A 21,563-nucleotide genomic window follows, 5' to 3' on the forward strand; every position below is an offset into this window, starting at 1 on the left:
CGGATGAGCGAGCGAGCGAGCGGACGCGATCGTCATCGGTGCGGGGCCCAACGGACTGGTCGGGGCGATCACCCTCGCCGACCGAGGATGGGACGTGCTGGTTCTCGACCGGGCCGACACCGGGAGGTGCCGTTCGGTCGGGTGAACCTCCATCCCGGGTACCGCTACGACCGGTTCAGCGCCTTCTATCCTCTCACCGCGGTGTCGCCCGCATTCCCCTCGCTCGACCTGGAAAAAGCACGGATTGTCCTGGAGTCGGGCGCCGATCGCGGTGACGCATCCGCTGGACGCCGAGGACGCGAACGCTCCCGCCGTCGGTCACTGACAATGTTTGCCCGCGGACGCGACCGGGTACTGGCTGCGTAGACCGTATCCACGGAATGGAGATCATGTCATGACGGACAAGGACAAGTCTGGGCCTGCAGAGGCAGTCAAAGGCACCGTCGAGGGGGTGAAGGGAAAGGCCAAGGAAGCGGCGGGCGCCGTGACGGGTCAGGACGATCTCGTGCGCGAGGGTAAAGCACAGCAGGACAAGGCCGCCGCGCAGCGCGAAGCGGCAGAAAAGGAGGCCGCGGCAGAAAAGGCGCGCGGCAAGGCGTCCGCGAACGAGGCACGCCAGCGTACCGAGCAGGACAAGTAATGCGATGACGTCGGACACGACGCTGTGTGGAACGGGTGAACCGATTCGTCCGCGAAAGCCGACTCCCCGCAGGTTCTGGCGACTGCCCGGCGTCTATCCGCCGCAGTCGGACACGCATCTCCTCGCACGCACGCTGCTCGTGGAATCGCTCGAACCCGGTACCCGCGTTCTCGACATCGGCGCGGGTACGGGATATCTCTCGGTTTCGGCTGCGTTGGCCGGATCTCGCAAAGTGACCGCGGTGGACGTCGACAGACGGGCTTTGCTGAACATTCGGCTCAACGCCAGGTTGAACGGCGTACGGGTACGCGTGGTGCGTGGCGATCTTACGATTCCGTTCGGCGCGAACGATTTCGATCTCGTCGTCAGCAATCCGCCCTATGTTCCTGCGGCCGACGACGTTCTGCCTGTCGGCGGCCTGGCTCGTTGCTGGGATGCCGGGCGGGACGGCCGAGCGTATCTGGATCGCATCTGCCGCGAGGCCGCCCGCATCCTCTCTCCTGGTGGAGTCCTCCTGCTCCTGCAGTCAGGCCTGAGTGATATCGACGCCACATGGACCGAGCTGCGGCGCCAAGGACTTTCGACGGACGTCGTATCGACCGAGCACATACCCTTCGGCCCGGTACTCACCGCGCGGGCATCCCTGCTACGACAGCGGGGGCTACTGCGACCTGACGAGGATTTCGAGAAGCTCGTCGTTTTTCGCGCAGTCAACAGCAGGTCGGCCGCACACTGACTCGTGCGACTGCCGACTGGTCTGCCCCTCGTCGCTCGACGACGTTGAATACGATCTTCTTCCGTTGTAGGTTCACCTGATCTTGCCCCTCGTTCCTACTGCCCCGGTTGCTTCCCTCTCCACCAGGCACGCGGGAGGCACCCACGTCCACCGTGTCAGGCCCCGACTACTCACTAACTCGCATCGAGCGAGAGGTCGCAGTGCCTCTTTCAGCCCCGCCGGCGGCAGTTCGTCGTCGGTTCGCCTTCTCGATCGCGTGGACCAACTCCTCTTTACGCATCGTCGATCTGCCGTGAATGCCTAGACGCCGGGCAATGTCGTAGAGGTGCCGTCTGCTCGCATTGGCGTCGACGCCCTCGGCCTTTCGACCGGTCGCTCGCGGGCCCCCGCTGCGGGCTCGCTCGTCCGACGGCCCCTTCTCGGCCTTGGGTTCCCAATGGTCGCCGACTTTTTCGAAGCTGTGCTTGAGGGCCGCGTACGCAACCCTGTGTGCTCGCTCCCCCTCGCCGTACTCCTCCGCTGCAGCATCGTGAGCCTTGGCGAAGGTACGTTGCGCCTTGGGGGATGAACGGAGCAGCGTCTCCGGCAACTCCCGCTTCTTCGGTTGGCCGGACTTGGTCGTCTTGGGCATTGCCGTTGTCTCCCTTCTTCTCTCAGACCAACGCGAGTTCCTTCAGCGCGGGGGCGAGCTCTTCTGTGTAGAAGTCGAAGAATCCGTCGACGTCCGGCCCCGCGTTGACCAGGGCAAGATGATCGAAACCCGTGTCGGCGTACACGCGGATTCGCTCGAGATGACGTCTCGGGTCGGGCCCGTATCCGAAGCTCTCGGCTATGTCGGATGCTCGAACGACGGACGCGGCAGCCTCGAAATTGACCGGGTTCGGCAGCTCGGCCTGAACCTTCCACCCCGCGGCCGAGAACCGAAACAGCTTGTGAGCGGACTGCAGGGCGGCCTCCTCCGTCGGCGCCCACGACAACGAGACTTCGGCGTACCTCGGCCCTGATCCGCCCGCCTTCTCGTACTGGGCGATCAGATCCCGGTCGGCCTCCGTCGCGAACAACCCGTCGCCCAACTCGGCCGCGATCTTCGCCGCCGGTCCTCCGGAACCCGCCACCACGATCGGTGGAAGTCGCTCCGGCAGGTCGAACACGCGCGCATCCTCGAGCTCGAGATGTCGACCGCTGAAACTGTGATAGCCGCCGCTCCACAACAGCCGAATGATCTCGATCGACTCGCGCAGCATCGCCGAGCGGGTCGATGCCGCCGGCCAGCCGCGTGCGACGACATGTTCGTTCAGTCGTTCCCCACTTCCCAGTCCCAGCACGAATCTGTTGTCGGAGAGAAGTGCTGTCGTTGCTGCCGCCTGGGCCACGATCGCCGGATGGTAACGCACGAAAGGACACGTCACACCGGTGGCCAGTTCGATGGTCGAGGTCTTCGCGGCGATCGATCCCAAAATCGACCACGCGAAGCCCGAGTGGTTCTGATCGTGCAGCCACGGATGGAAGTGGTCACTGATCTCGACGAAGTCGAAACCCGCCTCCTCAGCCCGGACCGCCTGCCGAACCAGTTCGATCGGTGAGTACGCCTCTGCGAACAGCTTGAACCCGACCCTCATGACGCCTCCATCCCATCCTGCACGCGCGACCCGGTGTGCGGGCGGAATACCCCGCAAGCGGCCACCCGAAACCGACCGAAGGTCGTCACGGACCTCATATGCCGTGTTGCGTTCGAGTCACGATCACCGAAGTGCGTGCCTACCGAGGATTCCCCGGCGCCTCTGCGGGTACAGGTGTACGACCTGTCAATGGACATCGCCACCGAGGAGTTCAGCCACCTCGAGATCGTGGGATCGATGATCACGATGCTTCTGGACGGCCTCAACGACGACCTCAAGCAGGCCAACGAACGCTGCGACTGGATGCCAGTCGTAGCGACCGCGGACGGACGGGAACAAGCCATTCACCAGGTTGCCGTCAACCCGATCTACCTGAGTCTCACCGGCGGCGGACAGCTTGGCGGAAGCGGTGTGGCTTCCGCCGTCGACGATAGGGCTCCACCAGCGGCTCTCTCACCATAGGAACTGCACCTGTTCGGCGTGTGCCGCTTTTCGGGAATGAGGGCAAATGATCTTGTGGACCGTGCCGCTGCAGGGCCTGCCGATGGTACGCATCGACAGAACCTGCCGTGGCGGGGGCGGCGCCGGACGAGCGCCCCCCGCTCATCCCCGTTCCAGTACCGCCCGGACCGCTCACGACCCACCGCGCCATAGAGTGGGCGTTGCCCCGAACTTGCCGCCCGACCTTCACGGTAGATCTGAACCGGCGACCACGATCGACCCTACGCGAAATCACCGATCGCGCAACGGGATCAATAGCGCGCTGACGTGCAGATAAGACCTATCAGGATGAGAACTTCCGGTACAGACGCAGCCGGGGATGCGTTGTGCACCTGAACCTATTCCACCTTCCTTCGGCTGATCGAGATGTTACGTTGCTTTCGCCTATATGCATGGGGCGCCGCCGGTTTAGTTGGTCTCTGACTGGGGTGAGGAAATGGTGGCGCCGCAGCTTCTTTCTGTCTTCATGCGGTTGGGCGGAATCTCTACGAATTGTTGCGCAGGCCAATCGAGGAGGTTGTATCGCGATGCCAAAGCACAGAGCTACAGACATACGCACTCTGAAGATCAAGACCCGCATCATGGTTGCCGCGACGGCAGTCGCCGCGCTTGCGATCGGTTCGCCGGCACTGGCGAACGCCGACGGTGAGGGCAGTTCGGGTAGCCACGGCAGTGAGAGCTCCGGCAGCGGCGAGGGCAGTCTGGGCAGTGCCGGTAGCGCGGAGGCCGGCAGCGCCAGCCTCGGGGAGCACGGAAGTGCGGATCTGGGCAGCTTGATTTTGCCGTTGCTCGGAAGCTCCGGTTCCAACAGCGGCAGCCTCCTACTCGGCAGTGGCGTACTCGGAAGTGTCGGGCTCGGAAGCCTTTTCGCGGGGTCCGGCGGATCGGGCGGCCCAGGCGTCCCCGGCCCCAGCGCACCGGGACCGGCCCCGATCGTTCCCGGCCCCAGCGCACCGGGACCGAGCGTCCCCGGCCCCCGCGAGCAAACGCCACCCGCCCCGCAAGGCGGAGGGCAGGTCGCTCTCGTCCCTATGGGCGGCGTCGAAGCCGGCGGCGGACCCTCGAACGACACCGCTGGACACGGATCCGGTTGGCTGGTCGGCAGCGCCCTGCTCGTCGCGGCCGCGGCGGGTACGACAGCAGCTGGCGTCGGCAGGCATCGTCGCCGGGCGTAAGTGCCTGACGATCGCGTGAAGTGTGAAGCACACCGACAGGCCATTGCCCGGGCAGCCGAGGCAATGGCCTGTCGGGCGGCTCTGCTTCACGGGGTCCAACGAGCCAGCGGTAGGCCTGCACGATACTTGTCGGACGTTAGTCTGCAGAACCTTCCACTCCACGGGGTGGAGCAAGAGGTCTGGATATCCGGCCCTCCTTGCGGCGCCGACGCACGCTCGTCTCGCGTCCGGTACGACTGCAATGAGGCGCCTGCTACCGCGACAGCACGCCGAGGGATCCCCGAGTTGTGTGGCCCGCCGGCTCCGGTTGGTTTCGGTCGCCCCAGTTACATTCGATTCATGGACCGCAATTCCATCGAAGCTCTTCCGGTTGGCCGGGCGTTTTCGCAGAGGGCCAAGGCCCTCGCGATCATCGACGCGATCCTGTGCCCGGAGTGGGAGTACCGCTACTACTCGTTCAACTCGGAATGGGGTTCCGGACAGTCGATGGCCTCGGCCCGGGACGGGCAAGGCGCCGAGTATTTTGCCCTGATCTCGGATGATGTCATCGGATTCAAGTCCTACGAACCCCAGAGTCCGGCGGTGCCGCCGCCTTCCGCCGGCTGGGCCGCCCATACGCCCGCGAACACAGGGCTCGAGGACTTCTGGGGCGAACCGGCGTTTTCGATGGATCGCATCTCGTGGTTGGCGACGTGCGACGCGGGCAGCTGGCAGTTGCTCGCGGGTGAACTGCGGATTCCTGACCTGGCCGAAGCGCTGACCCGCGACGCAGATGAGCACGCCAGCTGGGCAGCCACCTACTACGAGCGGACCCCGAGCACCGAGCAGGTTGAGGCGATGCGGCACCTCTTCGACGGCGAACCGCTGACCGGCGAGATTGTGGCCGCGCTGAACCCGTCCGCGGGCATCGTCGACCTGACCGACGACATCACGGAGATCGGTTGGCCAACCGCGGTGTAGCCGTTGCTCTCGCACGAATAACTGCCAACTATCGTGACCACGATCGCGACGGAAATCCGTCGCGGTAGTTGTCACACCACAGGTCGGCGCACCTGCGGATGACAACTCCGATGACGATTCACCCCGGCCCGTCGTCTGTTCTGTTGTGAATGGCCACCGTAGGTGGCCATTCGTCATCCAAGCTGGCCACTTTGCCAACCTTGCCGGTTGGCGGATATATACCCCCGAGGGTATAATTGAAGGTTATGTTACCGCCAGGAGATGAGACAGCTTTGTAGAGTACTGATTCCGACAGGCCTCGTGAACCATTGCAGGCTATCCAAGTGCCCGGCTGTGTCAGTCTCGCCGCGGCGGCCGTAGCAGCAACGGGCCGTAGAGCTAGCATGAGTCAGTGAAGATCGACCGGATTCCCGACGGAGCTCAGGACCCCCGCGCCAGCGTCTTGACGCGCGCACGACTAAGTGACATTCAGGACGTCGATGACATTCTGACGCTGGTTTCTGCAGAACGAGCCGCAAATCTCGACTCCCGAATCTTCATCACGCTCGACGATCTCGCCCAAGCCTCGTACACGAGCATGCACGCCGGCGAGGCTGATGAACTCGAAGTTGCGACAGACGATCTCGACTTTCTGAACGACCCAGGCGCTCAACGGCGCTTCGAGCTCCGGCAGGTCGCTCATGCGGCGGCTCAGCTCGGCAGGAGCGAACTCATACCGAGCTGGGACGAACTGCACGGCACTCGAGAATGCCCTCCCGACTGGATTGACCGGATGGCCGCCGTCAACGACGACCCGACCACCATTCTCGACGACGAAATCCACGTTCTCCACGTGCCGGTCCGCGACAGTCTGGCGGCAATCGCCGGCTTCCCGAATGGGTACTTCAGCGTCGACTGGGACACGTTCCAGAACTACACCGTCACTCGTCATCTCGCCGACGCCTACGGCTATCGTCCACTTGGTATCGGTGCGTCCTGGATTGGATTCGAACGGGATACGCCGTTGTCCCTGCTGAAGGCGAATGAACTCATCGAGGAGCTGAAGCCCATCTACGGCGGTATTGACGCGCCCGGATGGACTCGCCTCGAGGACGCCCTGACTCGCAGGCGGACGCTCTTCCTCGGCTACACCGACAACTTCGCCGACTGAGAAAGCGGTGGGTCTGGTCCAGCACCGGGGTCCGTGGCGGTCGACCCCGCAGCGCACCCGCAACCTCCTGGAGATCAGCGACCTCCCAGTCGACCGGATCGCCGCGGAGGTCGGCTTCACCACAGGGGCGTCGTTGCGACAGCACCTGCACGCGGCAATCGGAGTGTCTCCCCATGCCTATCGGAACACCTTCCGAGCCCACAGCAGGGTGCCTAGCAGATCCTGAAAACCGGTGCGTCAGTCGGCGTCCGGCGCCTTCACTGCCCGCATCGGACGTCGCGAAAGCAGATGTCCGAATTCCATTCAACACGGTCACACTCCCCCCATGTCCGCCCGCCTCGCGATCAAGAAGTCCGAACAAACGTGATCTCGCTCCATACCTCCAACGCTCAGGACGTCACGATTCGCCTCGCCGACGACGTGGGTCTGGGGACCAAGCGGACGGCTTGGGAGATGGGCGCCGGATGAGAGCTCAGCTGACGCGTGTGCACATTGTCATCGACGACCGCACTCACGTCTCAGGGGTGCGCCGGCGGCATGTGGTCGACCATCTCGGCAAAGACGTTGACCTGACCGCCGAAGAACCTTCCGCCGCGGTCCAGTGTCTCGACACTGATCAGCGCTCCGGACCCACTGTCGATCACCATCCGGTCGACGTAGCCCTCCTCGAAGGTGAACTCGAGTACATAGCCGGGCCGCCCGGTCCGATCCGTACCGATACCGAGGTCGCGTGCCCGGATCGCCTCGAGGTCGAGCCCGGCGAGGACTCGGTAGATCCCGGCCTTGACCTCGGGCGTGACTGCCGGGTCCGGAAGCAGCTTGGTCGCCAGCCGATAAAGTGCCCGGTCAGGGGCTTCGTCGACGTACCCGAGTCCGAGCTGCTGCGACAGACTCAGCATTTGCGTCCGCAGCTGGTAGGGGTCGGCAGGAAGTCCGGCCAGCTGCGCGCTCGTCAGGTATCCGGAAGTTTCGTGGAGGTCCCCGCCGACCTTGCCGACGAGTGCGGTTCCGTCCGGGCGCACGAAGGTGTCGTACGTCGGGTGATCCGCATCGGTCAGGTTGGTGAACTGCAGGTGCCGGATCGGTCCGGTCTCGATCGGCTCGGTCATCGCCGCGACCAAGTCCGCGGTTTGCTCCAGCGTGCGGGCCGCACCCACCGTGACGACCTGGCTCTGTTCGGGTACACCCATGTGGTCGTATCCTGCGGCGAAGACGAACACCGAGACGGCGACACAGGCGGCGCTGACCACCGCCGTCACCCGCCCTGGCCGGCGACGGAACCTACCGAGAGTGACGACCGTCGTCGATGACCCGGTGGCGTCGGACGCCGATCGCTGCGTGGACTTCTCGATTTCTACGGTGCGCATCAGGTTTCGTCTCGCTCGGAGGATGACCTCGTCACGGGGAGGCTGCGGCTCGGGTCGCCGACTGCGGATCTCCGTGAAGTCACCCATGTCCATCTCCTTGCCCCGGTTCGGTCTGCTGTCGCCCTGTTGTTGTGAGTTCATCGGGTTCCGGTTCACGCAGTTTGCGGCGGAGCCGGTTCAAGCGAGAACGCACGGTTCCGGTAGGGATCTGCAGCGCCTCGGCTATCTCGGGATAGCTGAGGTCTCCCCACGCGTAGAGCAGCAGCGTGTCGAGATCTGCCTGCGAGAGTCGCCGCAGCCGGCGCTCGAGTGCGCGGACCTCGCAGCGGGCGTCTATCGAGGCGTCGACCCGGTCCTCGAATGGCAACGAGCTGTCTGGCCTGGGATGGCGGGCGAGCAGGGCGATGTCCCGGCCCAGGCGGCGACGGTTCGAGTGCAGAACGTTGCCGGCAATTCCGTACAGCCAGGGCAGCGCGTGTTCGTACGCCAGGTCGAAACCCGCCCGACGACCGAACGCGACCACGAACACGTCCGAGGCGAGATCATCGGCCGCATCGCTGCCCGCCCGACGAGCGAGATAGCGATGAATCGTGCCGAAGTGACGATCGAAGATCCCCGCGAAGGCGTCCGGATCCGTCAGCGACCGGGCGATCAGCTCATTGTCTCGCGGGCAGGGAACCTCGCGGAGTACATCAGTGTCCACATGCTCATTTGTCACGGGCGCTGGATCCGGTTCACGGTCAGGGCAGACGGCGTGGATGAAATCCCAGCGGCCGTGCCGTTGCTGTGGACGGTTCGTGGACCACACAAGGACGGCAAGCGTCCCCTAGGCCGGGTCGGGCTACGGTCGGACTGCTTTGCGACGACCCGGATAGAATCCGGTCTCCTTCTCGCCATCACGCCGAAAATGGTGAGCGTCCCGTCAGGTGAATCCCTATGAGGTGCATCACCATCGACGCGAAAGGTGATGTTGTGGCTGGAGACAGTCATCGATGATGCACCGCTGAGTGCTTCTCGCAAGGCTGGCCGTGTATTCTCGCGAGATAGTCTCTGAGACACCGCCTTCCTTTGCAGGTCCAGTCGCTACGCTGCAAACCGTCGGGAAACGACCATCGCGAATGGCCTCTCCCACCCGCTGGGCACTGCGCTTCTTCCGCTTCGCCCGACGTGTCGAGTACATGGCCATCGAGCTCGCCGAGGTCGGAGAACCGATCCCACATCGTGAGGATCGGCCCCTCATCCATCACAGCGCTCGGAGCAGTTCGGGCTTGGGCTCGCTTCAGCGTGATACCGCGCTGCGGCCAGTGCACGACATAGTGGACCGCCATGCGTATCCCGGATAGCAACAATGCGCAAGCGATCATGTCGACGCCTTGCTCGAGCGTGGAATAGGCTCTACTCGTTCGCGGCAATGCGCTGATTGAACTGGACCTTGTGGCCGTCTGGAGCGGCGACGGTCGCGTAGATACCCTAGGGCTCCCTGACCACGTCTGACACTGTTGCCCCACGTGCACACAGCTGCTGTGCAGTTTCGTCGACATCGTCACTTGCGAAGGTCAGGAAGGCCCCGTCACCAGACGATCGCCCAAAAATGTCCGCGGGCGAAAGGACGATCGTGGTTTGCGCTCCTGCAGGTCGCACTTCAACCCAACGCGCACCATTGCCCATGTCAGCGTCGGAGACGACCTCGAACCCGAGAATGTCGCGGTAGAAGGCGAGCGTCTCGTCCTGGTCGGCCACGTAGATAACCGCCGAAGCGACATGCGTGATCATCCACTCAGGCTAGCCTGGGCCCGACGCCCGGGCAGGACTTCGCGATAGCCGTCACGGTCGGCGACTAGATCCAGCGGTGGGGTGACTGGCCATTCGTCGTACCGCTCGAGGCCACTGGTATCGCCAGTTCCATCTGCTGATCTTTCGGCGACCCGTGTCATCTGACGAAGCCTGACCACCCGCCATCAGTAGCTCTTCCAGTCGTAACCCACCCAATCAAAGATGCCGAGCCAGACAGCCACCAGCACAACTGATTACGTCGACTGCATGACGAGGATCAGCTTCGAAGACCGGGAATCCTACATTTGACACGCACGGGATTCTCGCGCGTCAGACGTTTCCCTCGGGGGGCGTGCTCGTCGAAGTGACCAGGCCGAGCGCGGGCGCCCAGCGTCTTGCCCGCCCGCGCAACGAACGCCGCAGAGCAAAGTTGTACATTGATACAACTTGTATCGGTATACAACTTTGTGGGGTGAGTTGTCATGCGGCCCATGACACGGGCAGAAGTGCATGCCGCAATCGTGAACCTGGATCCGGCGCAGAAGAAGGTTCACCTACCGACGTGGTTCGACGAGGTGCGCTGGCATCGGATCGACTACCTCGGTTGGCGAGACCTGCGGGCTCCGATGCGGGTCTACCTGGTCGCCGACGTCGACGACGAGGCTTTCGGGGTCATCCTTCGGCAGAACCCGAACCAAGCCGCCCTCGGTTCTCGCGCAGTGATGTGCGACCTGTGCCGGTTCGCTCGACGGTTCAACGAGGTTTCACTCTTCACCGCGCCACGCCCGTCCAGGGACAAGCGTCAGCGGCTGAGTACGCTGGGGCTCCACGTCTGTACTGATCTCGACTGCAGCGTGAATGTCCACAGCAAGCCGATCGTCGGACCACTCGACCCCCCGGCCGAGGAGACCATAGAACGGCGCCGACAAGGGCTGCGGGAGCGAACAGTGACGTTCCTACGGTCGGTGTCGGATCTCGATCGAACTGCACGACGGAGTGAATGATGGCGTATCTGGCACGTACCGAGCGCCGACGCTCCATCGTCGATGCGGCCGCCACGGTCGTGGCGAGGGACGGTCTCGGCGCTGTGACAGCGCGCACGGTCGCGGAGGAACTCGGCGGATCACAGGGGCAAATTCATCATCACTTCACCTCGACCGACGAACTCGCCGCCGAGGCGTGGCGCCAGTATGCCGCGAGGGAGATCGAGGCCTACGGGGTGGAAGTCAGCGGTCTCGAACCGCTCGAGGCGCTGACGAACTTCTTTCAAGATCTGCTGGGCGAGACGGACGGTCACGCAATGGCCCGATGGGCCGAGGCGGCGGCGCACGCGCAGTTACGCAAGCCCGTCGCGGACAGTTACGTCGAGTCGCTCGCCCGACTGACGGACGTGCTTGCGTCCGTCCTAGTTCGCCGTGACCTCGACGTGGCTCGGGCCCGGGAAGCCGCGGGCCGACTGCTCATGCTCGCCGTCGGCCTCGCCGGGATCGCCCGCATCACCGACGATCCGCCAATCTCCCTGCGCTCCGTCATGCTCTCGGCCATCCACGCGGAGTGCGCTTGACGCTGTCGGCTATGTCGCTCGATCCACCGGGGCCGCGCAGGCGCGCCGACGAGGCCAGCTGTCAAGGAGCACCAAACGTCGTCCACCACACGAGCTCGGCGATCGGTCTCTACGTGATCGCGACTATCGCGCAAGCGCTTGCGTGGACAGACCTGAGCAGCAGCGAGTAGAGCTCGCCCGTCGTGTTCTTCCTCCTCGCGGCCGCGGTGCTCGCCGCGATCCTCGGAGGGTGCACAGATCGACGGTGACCTACAGGGCGAGCTCGCGCAACGAACTCGACCGTGTCAAACGGGTCCTACCGAACTGCCTTCGTTGACGTCGACGGGACCCTCGCGGCCGTCGCAATCGTCCACCTGTCTCGCGACCACTCCGGCGGTGCGACCGTCGCGCAGACGCGACAATGGCGCCGTCGTGCACGCTGACTGCAACAGAGGGGATTCTGTGCAGTCGGCCACCGCAAGGCGATCGGCGCCTACGCTCGAGGACGCAAGACGGTCGCCCACGATCAAACGTGGTCGACCATCGCGGGTAGTCGAAGCCGACCGCCACGTGGCCCGTCTACCGGTCTGGGAACCCGGTGGCTGTCTTCGCTGTGGCGACCGCACACCTGACGCCGCGTCGTCCGCGACACCTCGAGCCGGTTCGATGTCGCCGCTACTGGGTATCCCGCCGGCACCATCGCCAGTCCGGAGAAGAGGGGGACTATCTGATGGCGAACGAGGACACCGGCTCGATCACCGGCACACGCGACAAGGACTGCAACCTGATCTGGTTCGTCGAGGCGTCACTGAGGAACGCGCTTCGGATGGAGACCTACGTCCAGGACGCCGAACGCGACGGCGACAACGAGCTCGCCGAATTCTTCACAAGAGCACAGGCAGAAAGCCGCAAAGGCGGCGAACAAGGCAAAGCCCTACTGTCCGAATGCCTTTCCCGCTCCGGCAGCTGAGCGGACGCCGGAACGTGGCGGGGTTCAGCGAATGCCCGTCGCTTCCTGCGCGATCGCGGCCAGACGGGTCTGAGCTGCCGAGACGACGCCGTGGCGGTTCTTGTGCGCCTCCTCGTACGCGAGGATCGCCCGGACATCGGCCGCCTCGGTCAGCTCCTTCACCTCGGCGACTGCCTCCGAGACGTTCAAGTCGTCGTAGTCGGCGATCGGCAACTCGCCGGGCGTGAGTGCACCGGTGGTGGTGCGGACGCTGTGCAGGGCATCGGCGATCGTGTCGGCGCCCTCGCTGCGGGTGACGTGTTCGGCGCGTTCGAGGGCGGCGTTACTGCTGGCAGTGATCGTTTTCGCGGCGATATCGCCGGCGTGCGCCCCGCGGCCGAGTAGCCGGTCGATCCGCGGCCCGGTGGAGCGGGCCGCGTCCATCGCCCGGTCCAAGCCCTTCGCCGACCACGACATCGGGGTGTTCACCAATCGCACCGCGGCCCCGGTAGCGGCCTGCATCGGTGTCCTGCGCAGGGCGGCGGGGCCGCCGAGTGCTTCCTCCGCGAGGACCGTCGTCAACCACTCCACGGTCGCCGAATGCGCGATGATCAGCCGCTCCGCCAACTGCACGACGCCCGGATCGTGTTCGGCGGTGGCCAGGGCTTTCAGGTACCGGGCCCGGTCGAGGAGCTGATGTTCGAGTGCGAGGTCGCCGAGCAGTGCTTCGTCGAACGGCTGTGCCTGTTCGGTGACCGTTTTGACCGCTGACGCGGCGCGTCCGAGGAGCGGCCCGACCAGATCCGGGAGACCGCCCAGCTCACGCAGGGCCCGCTCGATCGCGTCCGCCCGGTCGCGCGCGTTGTCGGTGTTACGGGCCAGCTCGGTGGCCACGGCCTCCGTGCGGGCCTGCGCCCTGCGGGTATCCGCCACCTGTATCTCGGTGTTCGTCAGGTCGAGAATCGTGCGCAACTGCGTGATCAGGGTCGATGTGTCGGGCATAGCAGGCTCCGTTCCAGGGTCGATGGTCATTTCCCCGCCGCGCTTACCCACAAGTCGACCGCACCAACCGTCACGGTCAGCTCAGCCCGCGACCGTCCCTTCGTACCGGTGCACGACGTACGCCTCCGCATCAGCGACAGGCCCGCTGTTCACCCACCGCGGATGCTCACACGACTCCCGCGTGGCTGTCAGCGACCGCCACGTACTACGCGCAAGGCGGTCGATCTCCGGCTGCGGCACCTCCCGCCGCTCGACGACATCGAACCCGATCGTCTTCTGGTTCACACCCATGCCCGCCACCCTAGGCGGCACCGACGCGCTCGCCGGGGCCTTCTCCGAACCCATGCAGGCTCGTTACCGGACAGTGCCGTTGAGTCGTCAAGAGACATTCAAGTGTTTTCCCACAACGGATTTCAACAATCTGGTAGCAACCCAGACGCGCTGCAGCCTCGACGAATCGTCGCCCTGGCCCGTGCCCGCCGCTAGGTTCTGCGAGAGTGCGATCGCCCACAGCCCTCGGCGATTACGGGGCCGATCGCACTCAACCAGAGGCGGGCCGAGCGACAGTACGGGACAGGGCTTGATTGTTCGCATGCCCTGTTCGCATGCCCTGTTCGCGGGCCCTGCGTCCGATGGCCGCCCTGTCCGCGCCGTACTGAGCTGTCGAACGGGTGTGCGGGATGGCCAAACCGGTCCGTATCCGGCCGGCGTCGAACCACCTGTCACCGCGTTCGGTGAGCAGCGCTTCGCTGCCGTGGTACGAGTCCAGGCGGTGTGCTGGCGCGACTACGGTCGGCCTACCGAAATGGCCCGCCACATGGAGTGAATCAAAGATGCTAGGTGAGAATTGTCGGCCCTCAGCCCACCAGGCCATGCATCATGACCCGTCGAGAACAGGCACCGTAGTCGCTCAGTGCCCTCTACTCGACACAACGAGCGCATGGGACCCGGCAGCTCGTAGGATGACGATCCTTGCGTTGGACAGCGGTCAGTGGTCATTCGCGTGGGTTCATGGATGGCACCACGTCGTGCCCGGGCTGAGGGTCGCGTTCCGGGAGCATCCCGGAGGAGCACGATTCCCGACGTTTTTCCCGCTAACGCCGACTCCGGGACGGTGAAACGGTGCGGGTTCACTGCCGGACGGTCCGGTGATCGAGAAGGGGACGGCGCCTAATGCCCTCGTCCTTGCGCTTCTGGGGGTCCTCAATCGGATGCAACGCAGTCATCAACTGTGCCCCCGGACCGATGTACGGCGAATGAAAGCGAAATCACCTCTGTCGCAGGGGCACCGAGGTCGGGATGAAGCCCCAGAACAAACCAAACCGCCGGCGCTCTAGCCGCATCCGCGGATGCCCAGTCCCCCACCACTACGTCGGTGGAATCCGAACGGCTGCTCGGCCTGCTCGGCGCGGTGGACTGGCGGGGATCGATAATTTGGCTTGATAGCACTTGTATTGAAAGAAAGCGAGTTACAGAATAGGGACATGGGCGCAGACGGACCCCGCGCTGCATCGGTCTCCGCGAGGACTAGACAGTACGACTCGACGCTTCGACGACGTCAGGCCGAGGAGACTCGGCGCAGGATTCTCGATGCCGCCACCGCTCTGTTCAGTGATCGCGGTTGGTCCGCCGGGATGCGCGACATCGCAAGCGCGGCGGGTGTGTCGTTCGAGACGGTGTACGCCAACTTCGGTTCCAAGCCGGGACTGCTGAACCAGGTCCTCGACGTGGCGGTGGTCGGCGACGATCAGCCCGTGGCCCTGATAGACCGCCCGGAGTTCGCCGCACTCGCCCATGGGACACACCGGGAACGTGCCGCGGCGGCCGCGTCGTTGGTCACCGGAATAAATGGACGCACCATGGGGCTGATGCGGGCGTTGCGTGAGGCGTCGGCCGTGGCGCCGGCACTCGCGTCGAGGCTGGAGGACGAGCGGCGCCGCCAGCGCATGACTGTGCAGGTAGCCGGGGCGTTGATGACGGGCCGTGACTTGAGCTCCACCGAGAGCGATGGGCTCTGGGCCGTGATCACGGTGGAGGTCTACGAGCTCCTGACCGGCGGCGCCGGTTGGAGCCCTGGGCAGTACGAGGATTGGCTTGCCGGAGCCATCACCAGGCTCCTGGCTCTGGAAGAGTGAAAGGAGAGGGCCATGGAGACCAACCTGCATGAGCCTGCCGACATACGAAGCATGGGGATCGTCCACAGCGCGCTGCGCCGGGACCTGGAACGAACCCGGATGGTACTCGAGACCCAGCCGTACCCGGACGGGAGGCGTCGCCGTAAGCTCGCGGCGCACGTGCTCTGGATGATGCGATTCCTGCACATTCACCACACTGGCGAGGATGTCGGACTGTGGCCGCTGATTCGGTCCAGAAATCCGGCGGCGGGTGCGCTGCTCGACCAGATGGACGCAGACCACAAACGGATTGCCCCGGCGGTCGCCGCCCTGGAGGAGGCCGCACACGCCTACCGTGACAACGGGTCCGCACGCGAAGAGTTGCTCGTCGCGCTGGCCGGATTGGGCGACGTCCTGCTGCCGCACCTGCGGCGTGAAGAACTCGAGATGATGCCGGTCGTCGCCGCCACCATAACCACCGCCGAGTACCTCGCCGTCGAGCACGAGCACTTCGTCAAACCGAAGAGCTTCACGGAACTCGGCGCTGAAGGGCACTGGGTCATCGACGGGCTCGAACCGGATGACCGCGAGGCGATCTTGCGCTTGGTCCCGGCCGTGCCGCGCTTCGTCATCCTCCACGGCTTTGCCCGGAGCTACCGTCGTAAAGCCGCCCTGCTGTGGCGTGACGGACCAGCGGCTGCGGTGCCGTCGCTCAACCTGTCACTGATGGAGGACCGTCCCCGGTAAATCCACTGGCACGGGCGCGGGGGCGCTCGTTGACGTGGCGGCCCGCGCGTCAGTCCGCTGCATGCTCGGCCCGAGCACCCCGACCGCGTCGAGGACATCCCGAAGTGCGGCGCGGCGCGCGACCAGGTTGGCGAAGTGGCCAACTGGACTCGCTTTGTGGACCGTCAATGCGGTTGGCACTTCCCGGAGTCCTCCGCCTACCGAAAGACCGCGATACGGTGCGATGTGCCCGAAATTGCGAGTCGGCGTCGAACCCAGCCGGCCGCCTCGGTCAACTCCCTCATCTCAGCGACCGCCGCCGAGACGTTCAACTCGTCATAATCCGCGATCGGCAAGTCGTCCGGCGTGAGCGCACCGGTGGTGGTCCGGACCCCGTGCAGCGCGTCGGCGACCACATCCGCGCCCTCACTGCGCGTGACCTGCTCGGCACGGGCAAGGGCGGCGTCCCGGCTGGCTGTGATCGTCTTCGCGGCAATGCCGCCGGCGTGCGCGCCCCGCGGCCGAGTAGCCGATCTGTCCGCGGCCCGGTGCCACCAGATGCTCTGCGGTGAGCGACATCTCGGACAGCAGGTGGCTCGACACCAGAACGGTGCGCCCCTCCGCCGCGAGGCTCTGCATGAACTTGCGGATCCACACGATGCCCTCGGGGTCGAGACCGTTGACCGGCTCGTCGAACAGCAGCACCTTCGGGTCGCCCAGCAGCGCGCCGGCCAGGCCGAGCCGCTGCGACATGCCGAGCGAGAATCCGCCGGCCTTCTTATTCGCGACCTCGCTCAGGCCCACCAGGCGCAGCACCTCATCGCCGCGCGACGCGGGCAGCGAGTTGGCAGCGCCGAAAATCGGTGGCGTTGGTACGGCCGTTCTCGGTAGAACCGGGCCGTGAGGACGACAGTGCAACTTGAAGATCTGGGTCGACAGAACTGGGAGGAAGTGTCCGAACTCGACGTCGCTGACGATCAGCGCGGGTTGATTGCCTCGAACCTGTACTCGATTGCCGAGAGTCGGTTCCTGCCCGGCTTCTTGACCCAGGCAGTGGAATTCGAGAGCGACATCGTTGGGTTTGTCATGTACGGTCCGGATCCCGATGACGGTCACGTCTGGCTCTACCGGTTGATGATTGACCACCGCTTTCAGCATCGGAGGCTGGGCCGTGCGGCGGTTCGCGCGGTGATCCGTCAAGTCCACGAGGAACTCCGAGCGCAGGTACTACACCTGGGGGTAGCCCCCGAGAATTCCACTGCCATGTCACTCTACGAATCATGCGGATTCTTGCCTACCGGGCAGTCCATCGGCAGGGAAGAGATTCTGCAGCTGCAGATCGTCCCCGAAACCATCTGACAACCGGGGGAAACACGGTAAGGCGGTCGAGGTCGAGCACGATCTCCGCCACAGACTTCGGACCGCCTCCTCACCCGAGCCCACTCCCTCCTACACAAGAAAGTGACCTGAAGGACGTCCGCGATCGGTACATTCCAGGCAAGCTGGCCACCTGACCGAAACAAATGCCAACTTCTATGACCATGATCGCACCCTGCCATCGCCACATTGGTTGTCACACCGCAGGTCAGAGCTTCGGGAAATGACAACTACGGTGGCGATTCACACCTCCTGTCGCCGCGCGCCCCTCCGCGCGTCGCGGCCTTCTTCGCTGGATACGCTGATGCGTGCCGTCCGTCCCGGGCAGCACGGGAACCTAGATACCGTGCGAATCGGGGTCGGTGTCGTGGATGCGGTGTTCTGTTGGTTGGAAGTGGCGTGGCGGCCGAGGCCTGATGCGCGCTGTCAGGCGGCGAAGTCCATATCCATCCAGTGAATCCAGTGGCCGGACTCGTCCTGTCGCTCCCAGCAGGCCGTCATCGACGAGTTGTCCTCGGACGTCCGGAGCGTGCTGCGCATCCCTTCGCCCAGGAACGTCCACGTGCCGTCCGTGTTCAGGCGTGCGGTCATCGTCCCGAACGTCCCGGAGCCGTCGAATGCCCGCATGGTGTACGTGTCGGTCTCGGTGTCGTGGTCGCCGATCAGCTCAAGGGCCTGTACATGGTCGTCGCCCATCATCACGTCGACACGATGGATGACCCACATACCGCCGGCCATCCACTCGTACTCGTCGGTGCCGGCGATGGTTGTCACCACCTCCTGCCCATACTCGTCGAACACCGTTCCCGACGTCCTCCACCGTCCGATGACGCTGTCGAGCGGACGCATGATGTCTGCGGTAACTGTCACTGTTGGTCCTCTCATAGTCCGCGGCCCGGGCGCCCCTGACCTCCCAGCACCGCGATCGTTCCATTTCGTCAGGCCGTACGCTCCGCGTCCGAAAGCACGCAATAGTCGACCCCTCGCACAGATAGACCGCCGGCCGCGCGAGAACTCATCAAACCGGGCCCCCGTCATCGCACCACGACCGAGCTGTCCTGAGGTAGGCAACGTACGCACCAACGAGATCGCCCAACAGACACTCGATGAGGTACGAACCGAGATGGGAACGATCTACTGATGCGCCCTACTGCTTGAGAATTCCGAGCGGGTGTCCTGTTTATCAGTTTCAGAAGCCGCCGGCACTGCCACCTGGCGTTCTACAGCCTGATCGCCAATGCCACGTTCAACCCTCAGAACCGTGCCACTTACGGCTGAAGATCACAGCTGTGATCCCTCTAGCAAGATGCGTGCCGCCAGCTGCGGCCCGATTCGAAGAGCGCTTGTATCGCGTGCGCAGTGTGGCCGGGCCGCGGGCTTGACGGTACTCGCGCGGCCGCCCTCGATGAAGCGCTCAGTTTCAATCACCAATCAGCTACAGCGTCGCCACCGAACCTGTCGAGCTACGCGACTTGACCCTGCTCGCGGTCTTCTCGTGCGCGCTGCAGCGTGGCGTACATCGCGGACCGGGACAGCCCGGCGATCTCGCAGAGCTGCTTGGTGTCGTACTCGCCGGACTCGTAGTCCTCGAGGAGCTTCTTGCGCCGCAGGACGGAGAGTTTCGGCTGCTTGCCCTTCAACCTGCCGGCCTTCTTCGCCTCGGCCATCCCCTCCCGTGTGCGGGCCCGGATGAGCTCGGCCTCGAACTCGGCCATGAGCACCAGCATGCCGAAGAACATCTTGCCCATCGGGTCGGTCGGGTCGTAGATCATCCCGTTGATATTGAGGCGCACCTCGGCCCGCACGAGTTCGTCGGCGATGTCGTGCAGATCGCGCGCCGACCGTCCGAGCCGGTCGAGCCGGGTGATGACCAGCTCGTCAAAGCAGTTGTCAGTGCGCAGGTCAGAAGCCTCCGAGATGACAACCAGTTTGGCGATTCACAGGTGCAGCCCCTGCGGCTCCCCGCCGCCCCCGCCTGACCTGGCGCACTCTGCTTACTCGGCGGGCATTGCCACGTAACTGCCCGGCCCGTTGTCGAGAAAGTCGACCACGAGTCGACGCACCCTCTCGTCTCCGAGTGTGCAGCCGTAGATCCGCACCCCATATGGCGGCGCGTCGGCCGCGGAGAATCCGGCGTAGCCCGCGGCCTGCTCGGCATCCCCATGGCAACCCGGCCGGGCGTGACGTCCGGCTTCAGAAGTCCTCGTCGAGAAGGTCGCGTTCCGCTCTGCGCCGGCGCTTGCGCCGCACCGACCAGGCAGCCGCGACCAGACCGCCGGCGGCGCCGACCACGACACCGAACCAGGTGCCGACCCCGGTGGCGAGCAGCAGTTCCGAGACGACCCCGAGCGCGCCGATCAGGTACACGACAGCAGCGAGGAAAACCCTTGGACGCAACCAGTTCTCGGTCGATCCAGGGTCAACGTAGTGCCGCCGGGCATACGTCATCGTGACAGCGGAACCGAACAGCCACGTGATCAGCAGGCCGAGCGCAATCCAGGCCCCGGCCCGTCCCGCCGCCCACGGCAGAACAGCAGCGGCGAGGAGCGCCACCCAGTAAAAGAACTGGAACCCGACCGCGGACGCCTCGTTCCACACGTCCCGTTGCCGCTCATCGGCGTAGAAGTCGTCGTCGAGATCACCGACGAATCTCAAGACCTTGACCAACCTGCTCATTCCGACTCCTCGCCTAGGGGAAACAGCACCTCGACACTCGAGTCGATCGCCCGCGCCAACCGCAGGGCCAGATACACACTGGGGGCGTAATCGCCCCGCTCGATGGACACGACACTCTGCCGACTGACTCCGACGAGGGCGGCCACCTGGGCTTGAGTGAAACCGGCAAGTCGCCTGTGCTCTCGTACCTGGTTCGCGCCAGCATGTCCACGCATGACGGCAAGTAAAGCCGCCTTGACACAAATAGTCAAGTCAACTTGTCTTTTCGGGATCCATGCCACCAAGATCCCCACCAGGACTGGCTTCGCCGACAACCCGCCCCGACAACCCGCCCCGAGTGCACATCACGAATGCGGATCGTCGCGGTGCGGGGATGGATGACCGCAGCCGTGCGTCGCGTAATCGGTCGACTCTGCGACACGGACGGTGAGACACTTCGCCGGCACCAGCCCGCCGTTCCCTTCCGCGGTTGGCCGTTGACGCCGGTCCGGTTCGAGTTGGTTCGGTGCGCGCGCAAGAGTCGAGCCGAGCCGGGCTGGGCACGCACCAGCCCGCTGATCGGCCTAACCGCCTATTTCGTTCAGTCAACAAACAGCCGCGAACAAATGCCAACTTCGATGACAACGATCGCGCCCTGCCGTCGTCGCACCAGTTGTCACACCGCAGGTCGGGGCTCCGGGAAATGACAACTACGATGACGGTTCACAGCGGGCCGCACGCACCACCGAGCCGAAATCCTTTCTGCGACAACATGTGTGCAGAACTTCACGACTGGCTACCGATCACCAATCACCGGCGCGCACAGAAGCCAATGCACCGGTATCGGTGAACCGCGCCGAATGGCAGCAGACTCAGTCCGGTACGCGGAAGCCAGAACCCATGTCGTCAAGCGCCGCGGACAGCGGCAGCCGCTGAGGCAGGCGGCATCGTCACCCGCAGCGCTGGTCCCAAAGCGGGACATGTAATCCACGCGGGTGATAGCACCTGACACACCCGATGCGACCCCAGACCTGCCTCGCCGCACTTCTACTGCCCCTGGTCCTCACCTCATGCGGCGACACCGAACCCCGACCGACCCATGGGACTGCTGCACGATCAGGTGACAGGTTCGGTCACGCAGCCTGAGTGGCTGGTGTGGTCATGATGGTCTCGTATTCGACGGGGGTCAATTTGCCGAGCCTGGCTTGGCGTCGGCGGCGGTGGTAGGTCCGTTCGATCCAGGTGACGATCGCGATCCGAAGGTCGTTACGGGTCG

The 21,563-nt window shown here is 64.7% G+C and carries 23 protein-coding genes and 3 pseudogenes; 13 read left to right on the plus strand and 13 right to left on the minus strand.

Annotated elements, in window-relative coordinates; genetic code table 11:
• Window positions 1–28: 28 nt before the first annotated feature.
• The 3 genes and pseudogenes from DEU38_RS22225 to DEU38_RS22235 form a co-directional block, all read left to right on the plus strand.
• Window positions 29–316: pseudogene (locus DEU38_RS22225) on the plus strand (FAD-dependent oxidoreductase); the annotation flags it as partial.
• Between the two features lie 78 nt (window positions 317–394).
• On the plus strand, window positions 395–640 hold the full coding sequence (locus DEU38_RS22230; protein ID WP_114723563.1) for a CsbD family protein: 246 nt from the start codon (window positions 395–397) through the stop codon (window positions 638–640).
• A 4-nt stretch (window positions 641–644) separates the two neighbouring features.
• Window positions 645–1,376 carry a HemK2/MTQ2 family protein methyltransferase gene (locus DEU38_RS22235; RefSeq protein ID WP_114723564.1) on the plus strand — a complete coding sequence of 244 codons (732 nt, stop codon included), beginning with the start codon at window positions 645–647 and terminating at the stop codon, window positions 1,374–1,376.
• 166 nt (window positions 1,377–1,542) lie between these two features.
• On the opposite strand, the gene DEU38_RS22240 is transcribed toward DEU38_RS22235, so the two are convergent.
• Both DEU38_RS22240 and DEU38_RS22245 read right to left on the minus strand, forming a co-directional pair.
• Complete coding sequence (locus DEU38_RS22240; protein ID WP_114723565.1) at window positions 1,543–2,007, minus strand: ChaB family protein; 465 nt, start codon at window positions 2,005–2,007, stop codon at window positions 1,543–1,545.
• 22 nt (window positions 2,008–2,029) lie between these two features.
• Complete coding sequence (locus tag DEU38_RS22245; RefSeq protein WP_114723566.1) at window positions 2,030–2,995, minus strand: TIGR03557 family F420-dependent LLM class oxidoreductase; 966 nt, start codon at window positions 2,993–2,995, stop codon at window positions 2,030–2,032.
• 171 nt (window positions 2,996–3,166) lie between these two features.
• On the opposite strand from DEU38_RS22245, the pseudogene DEU38_RS22250 reads away from it, so the two are divergent.
• The 4 genes and pseudogenes from DEU38_RS22250 to DEU38_RS28155 form a co-directional block, all read left to right on the plus strand.
• Window positions 3,167–3,388, plus strand: a pseudogene (locus DEU38_RS22250) (manganese catalase family protein); the annotation flags it as partial.
• Between the two features lie 635 nt (window positions 3,389–4,023).
• Window positions 4,024–4,671, plus strand: a complete 648-nt coding sequence (locus DEU38_RS28150) for a hypothetical protein (protein WP_147283563.1) — start codon at window positions 4,024–4,026, stop codon at window positions 4,669–4,671.
• A gap of 339 nt (window positions 4,672–5,010) precedes the next feature.
• A complete protein-coding gene (locus tag DEU38_RS22255; protein ID WP_114723567.1) occupies window positions 5,011–5,631 on the plus strand; it encodes a hypothetical protein in 621 nt (206 codons plus the stop codon).
• Window positions 5,632–6,022: 391 nt separating this feature from the next.
• On the plus strand, window positions 6,023–6,781 hold the full coding sequence (locus DEU38_RS28155; RefSeq protein WP_147283564.1) for a hypothetical protein: 759 nt from the start codon (window positions 6,023–6,025) through the stop codon (window positions 6,779–6,781).
• 518 nt (window positions 6,782–7,299) lie between these two features.
• Here DEU38_RS28155 and DEU38_RS22275 read toward each other — a convergent pair.
• From DEU38_RS22275 to DEU38_RS22290, 3 genes are all read right to left on the minus strand, one after another.
• Window positions 7,300–8,235, minus strand: coding sequence for a hypothetical protein (locus DEU38_RS22275; protein ID WP_147283565.1), 936 nt, complete (start codon window positions 8,233–8,235; stop codon window positions 7,300–7,302).
• A complete protein-coding gene (locus DEU38_RS22280; protein ID WP_114723571.1) occupies window positions 8,228–8,851 on the minus strand; it encodes an RNA polymerase sigma factor in 624 nt (207 codons plus the stop codon). The genes DEU38_RS22275 and DEU38_RS22280 overlap by 8 nt, the downstream gene beginning before the upstream one ends.
• 767 nt (window positions 8,852–9,618) lie before the next feature.
• Window positions 9,619–9,921: a VOC family protein gene (locus DEU38_RS22290; protein WP_114723572.1), complete on the minus strand. Its 303-nt coding sequence runs from the start codon at window positions 9,919–9,921 to the stop codon at window positions 9,619–9,621.
• A 491-nt stretch (window positions 9,922–10,412) separates the two neighbouring features.
• Between DEU38_RS22290 and DEU38_RS22295 the strand changes: the two genes are divergently transcribed.
• From DEU38_RS22295 to DEU38_RS22305, 3 genes are all read left to right on the plus strand, one after another.
• Window positions 10,413–10,925, plus strand: coding sequence for an FBP domain-containing protein (locus DEU38_RS22295; RefSeq protein ID WP_258558103.1), 513 nt, complete (start codon window positions 10,413–10,415; stop codon window positions 10,923–10,925).
• Window positions 10,925–11,485, plus strand: a complete 561-nt coding sequence (locus tag DEU38_RS22300) for a TetR/AcrR family transcriptional regulator (RefSeq protein ID WP_258558104.1) — start codon at window positions 10,925–10,927, stop codon at window positions 11,483–11,485. The genes DEU38_RS22295 and DEU38_RS22300 overlap by 1 nt, the downstream gene beginning before the upstream one ends.
• Window positions 11,486–12,194: 709 nt before the next feature.
• Window positions 12,195–12,434, plus strand: a complete 240-nt coding sequence (locus DEU38_RS22305) for a hypothetical protein (protein WP_114723575.1) — start codon at window positions 12,195–12,197, stop codon at window positions 12,432–12,434.
• 24 nt (window positions 12,435–12,458) lie between these two features.
• Here DEU38_RS22305 and DEU38_RS22310 read toward each other — a convergent pair whose 3' ends face one another.
• Together DEU38_RS22310 and DEU38_RS22315 are read right to left on the minus strand one after the other, a co-directional pair.
• Window positions 12,459–13,415, minus strand: a complete 957-nt coding sequence (locus DEU38_RS22310; protein WP_114723576.1) for a ferritin-like domain-containing protein — start codon at window positions 13,413–13,415, stop codon at window positions 12,459–12,461.
• Between the two features lie 81 nt (window positions 13,416–13,496).
• On the minus strand, window positions 13,497–13,706 hold the full coding sequence (locus DEU38_RS22315; protein WP_147283566.1) for a hypothetical protein: 210 nt from the start codon (window positions 13,704–13,706) through the stop codon (window positions 13,497–13,499).
• Between the two features lie 1,193 nt (window positions 13,707–14,899).
• Between DEU38_RS22315 and DEU38_RS22320 the strand changes: the two genes are divergently transcribed.
• Complete coding sequence (locus DEU38_RS22320; RefSeq protein ID WP_114723599.1) at window positions 14,900–15,550, plus strand: TetR/AcrR family transcriptional regulator; 651 nt, start codon at window positions 14,900–14,902, stop codon at window positions 15,548–15,550.
• Window positions 15,551–15,562: 12 nt separating this feature from the next.
• The gene (locus DEU38_RS22325; RefSeq protein WP_114723578.1) at window positions 15,563–16,276 is read left to right on the plus strand and encodes a hemerythrin domain-containing protein; all 714 of its coding nucleotides are present in this window, start codon (window positions 15,563–15,565) and stop codon (window positions 16,274–16,276) included.
• A gap of 405 nt (window positions 16,277–16,681) precedes the next feature.
• Here the strand turns inward: DEU38_RS22325 and DEU38_RS29430 are convergent, their stop codons facing one another.
• Complete coding sequence (locus DEU38_RS29430) at window positions 16,682–17,413, minus strand: AAA family ATPase (RefSeq protein WP_397484745.1); 732 nt, start codon at window positions 17,411–17,413, stop codon at window positions 16,682–16,684.
• On the opposite strand from DEU38_RS29430, the gene DEU38_RS29890 reads away from it, so the two are divergent.
• On the plus strand, window positions 17,309–17,614 hold the full coding sequence (locus DEU38_RS29890) for an N-acetyltransferase (protein WP_174910367.1): 306 nt from the start codon (window positions 17,309–17,311) through the stop codon (window positions 17,612–17,614). The two genes, DEU38_RS29430 and DEU38_RS29890, sit on opposite strands and share 105 nt — an antisense overlap.
• A 444-nt stretch (window positions 17,615–18,058) precedes the next feature.
• Here the strand turns inward: DEU38_RS29890 and DEU38_RS22345 are convergent, their stop codons facing one another.
• The 5 genes and pseudogenes from DEU38_RS22345 to DEU38_RS22365 form a co-directional block, all read right to left on the minus strand.
• On the minus strand, window positions 18,059–18,502 hold the full coding sequence (locus DEU38_RS22345) for a hypothetical protein (RefSeq protein ID WP_147283568.1): 444 nt from the start codon (window positions 18,500–18,502) through the stop codon (window positions 18,059–18,061).
• Window positions 18,503–19,095: 593 nt separating this feature from the next.
• Entirely contained in the window at window positions 19,096–19,569 is a 474-nt protein-coding gene (locus DEU38_RS22350) for a recombinase family protein (RefSeq protein ID WP_114723583.1), read from the minus strand.
• Window positions 19,570–19,825: 256 nt separating this feature from the next.
• Window positions 19,826–20,308 (minus strand): hypothetical protein, encoded by a 483-nt coding sequence (locus DEU38_RS22355; RefSeq protein ID WP_114723584.1) that lies wholly within the window; start codon window positions 20,306–20,308, stop codon window positions 19,826–19,828.
• Window positions 20,305–20,523: a helix-turn-helix transcriptional regulator gene (locus tag DEU38_RS22360; protein WP_114723600.1), complete on the minus strand. Its 219-nt coding sequence runs from the start codon at window positions 20,521–20,523 to the stop codon at window positions 20,305–20,307. Before DEU38_RS22360 ends, DEU38_RS22355 begins: the two co-directional genes overlap by 4 nt.
• A gap of 897 nt (window positions 20,524–21,420) precedes the next feature.
• A pseudogene (locus DEU38_RS22365) lies at window positions 21,421–21,563 on the minus strand (IS3 family transposase); the annotation flags it as partial.

This window comes from Rhodococcus sp. AG1013 (genome assembly GCF_003350365.1).
Lineage (GTDB): Bacteria > Actinomycetota > Actinomycetes > Mycobacteriales > Mycobacteriaceae > Prescottella.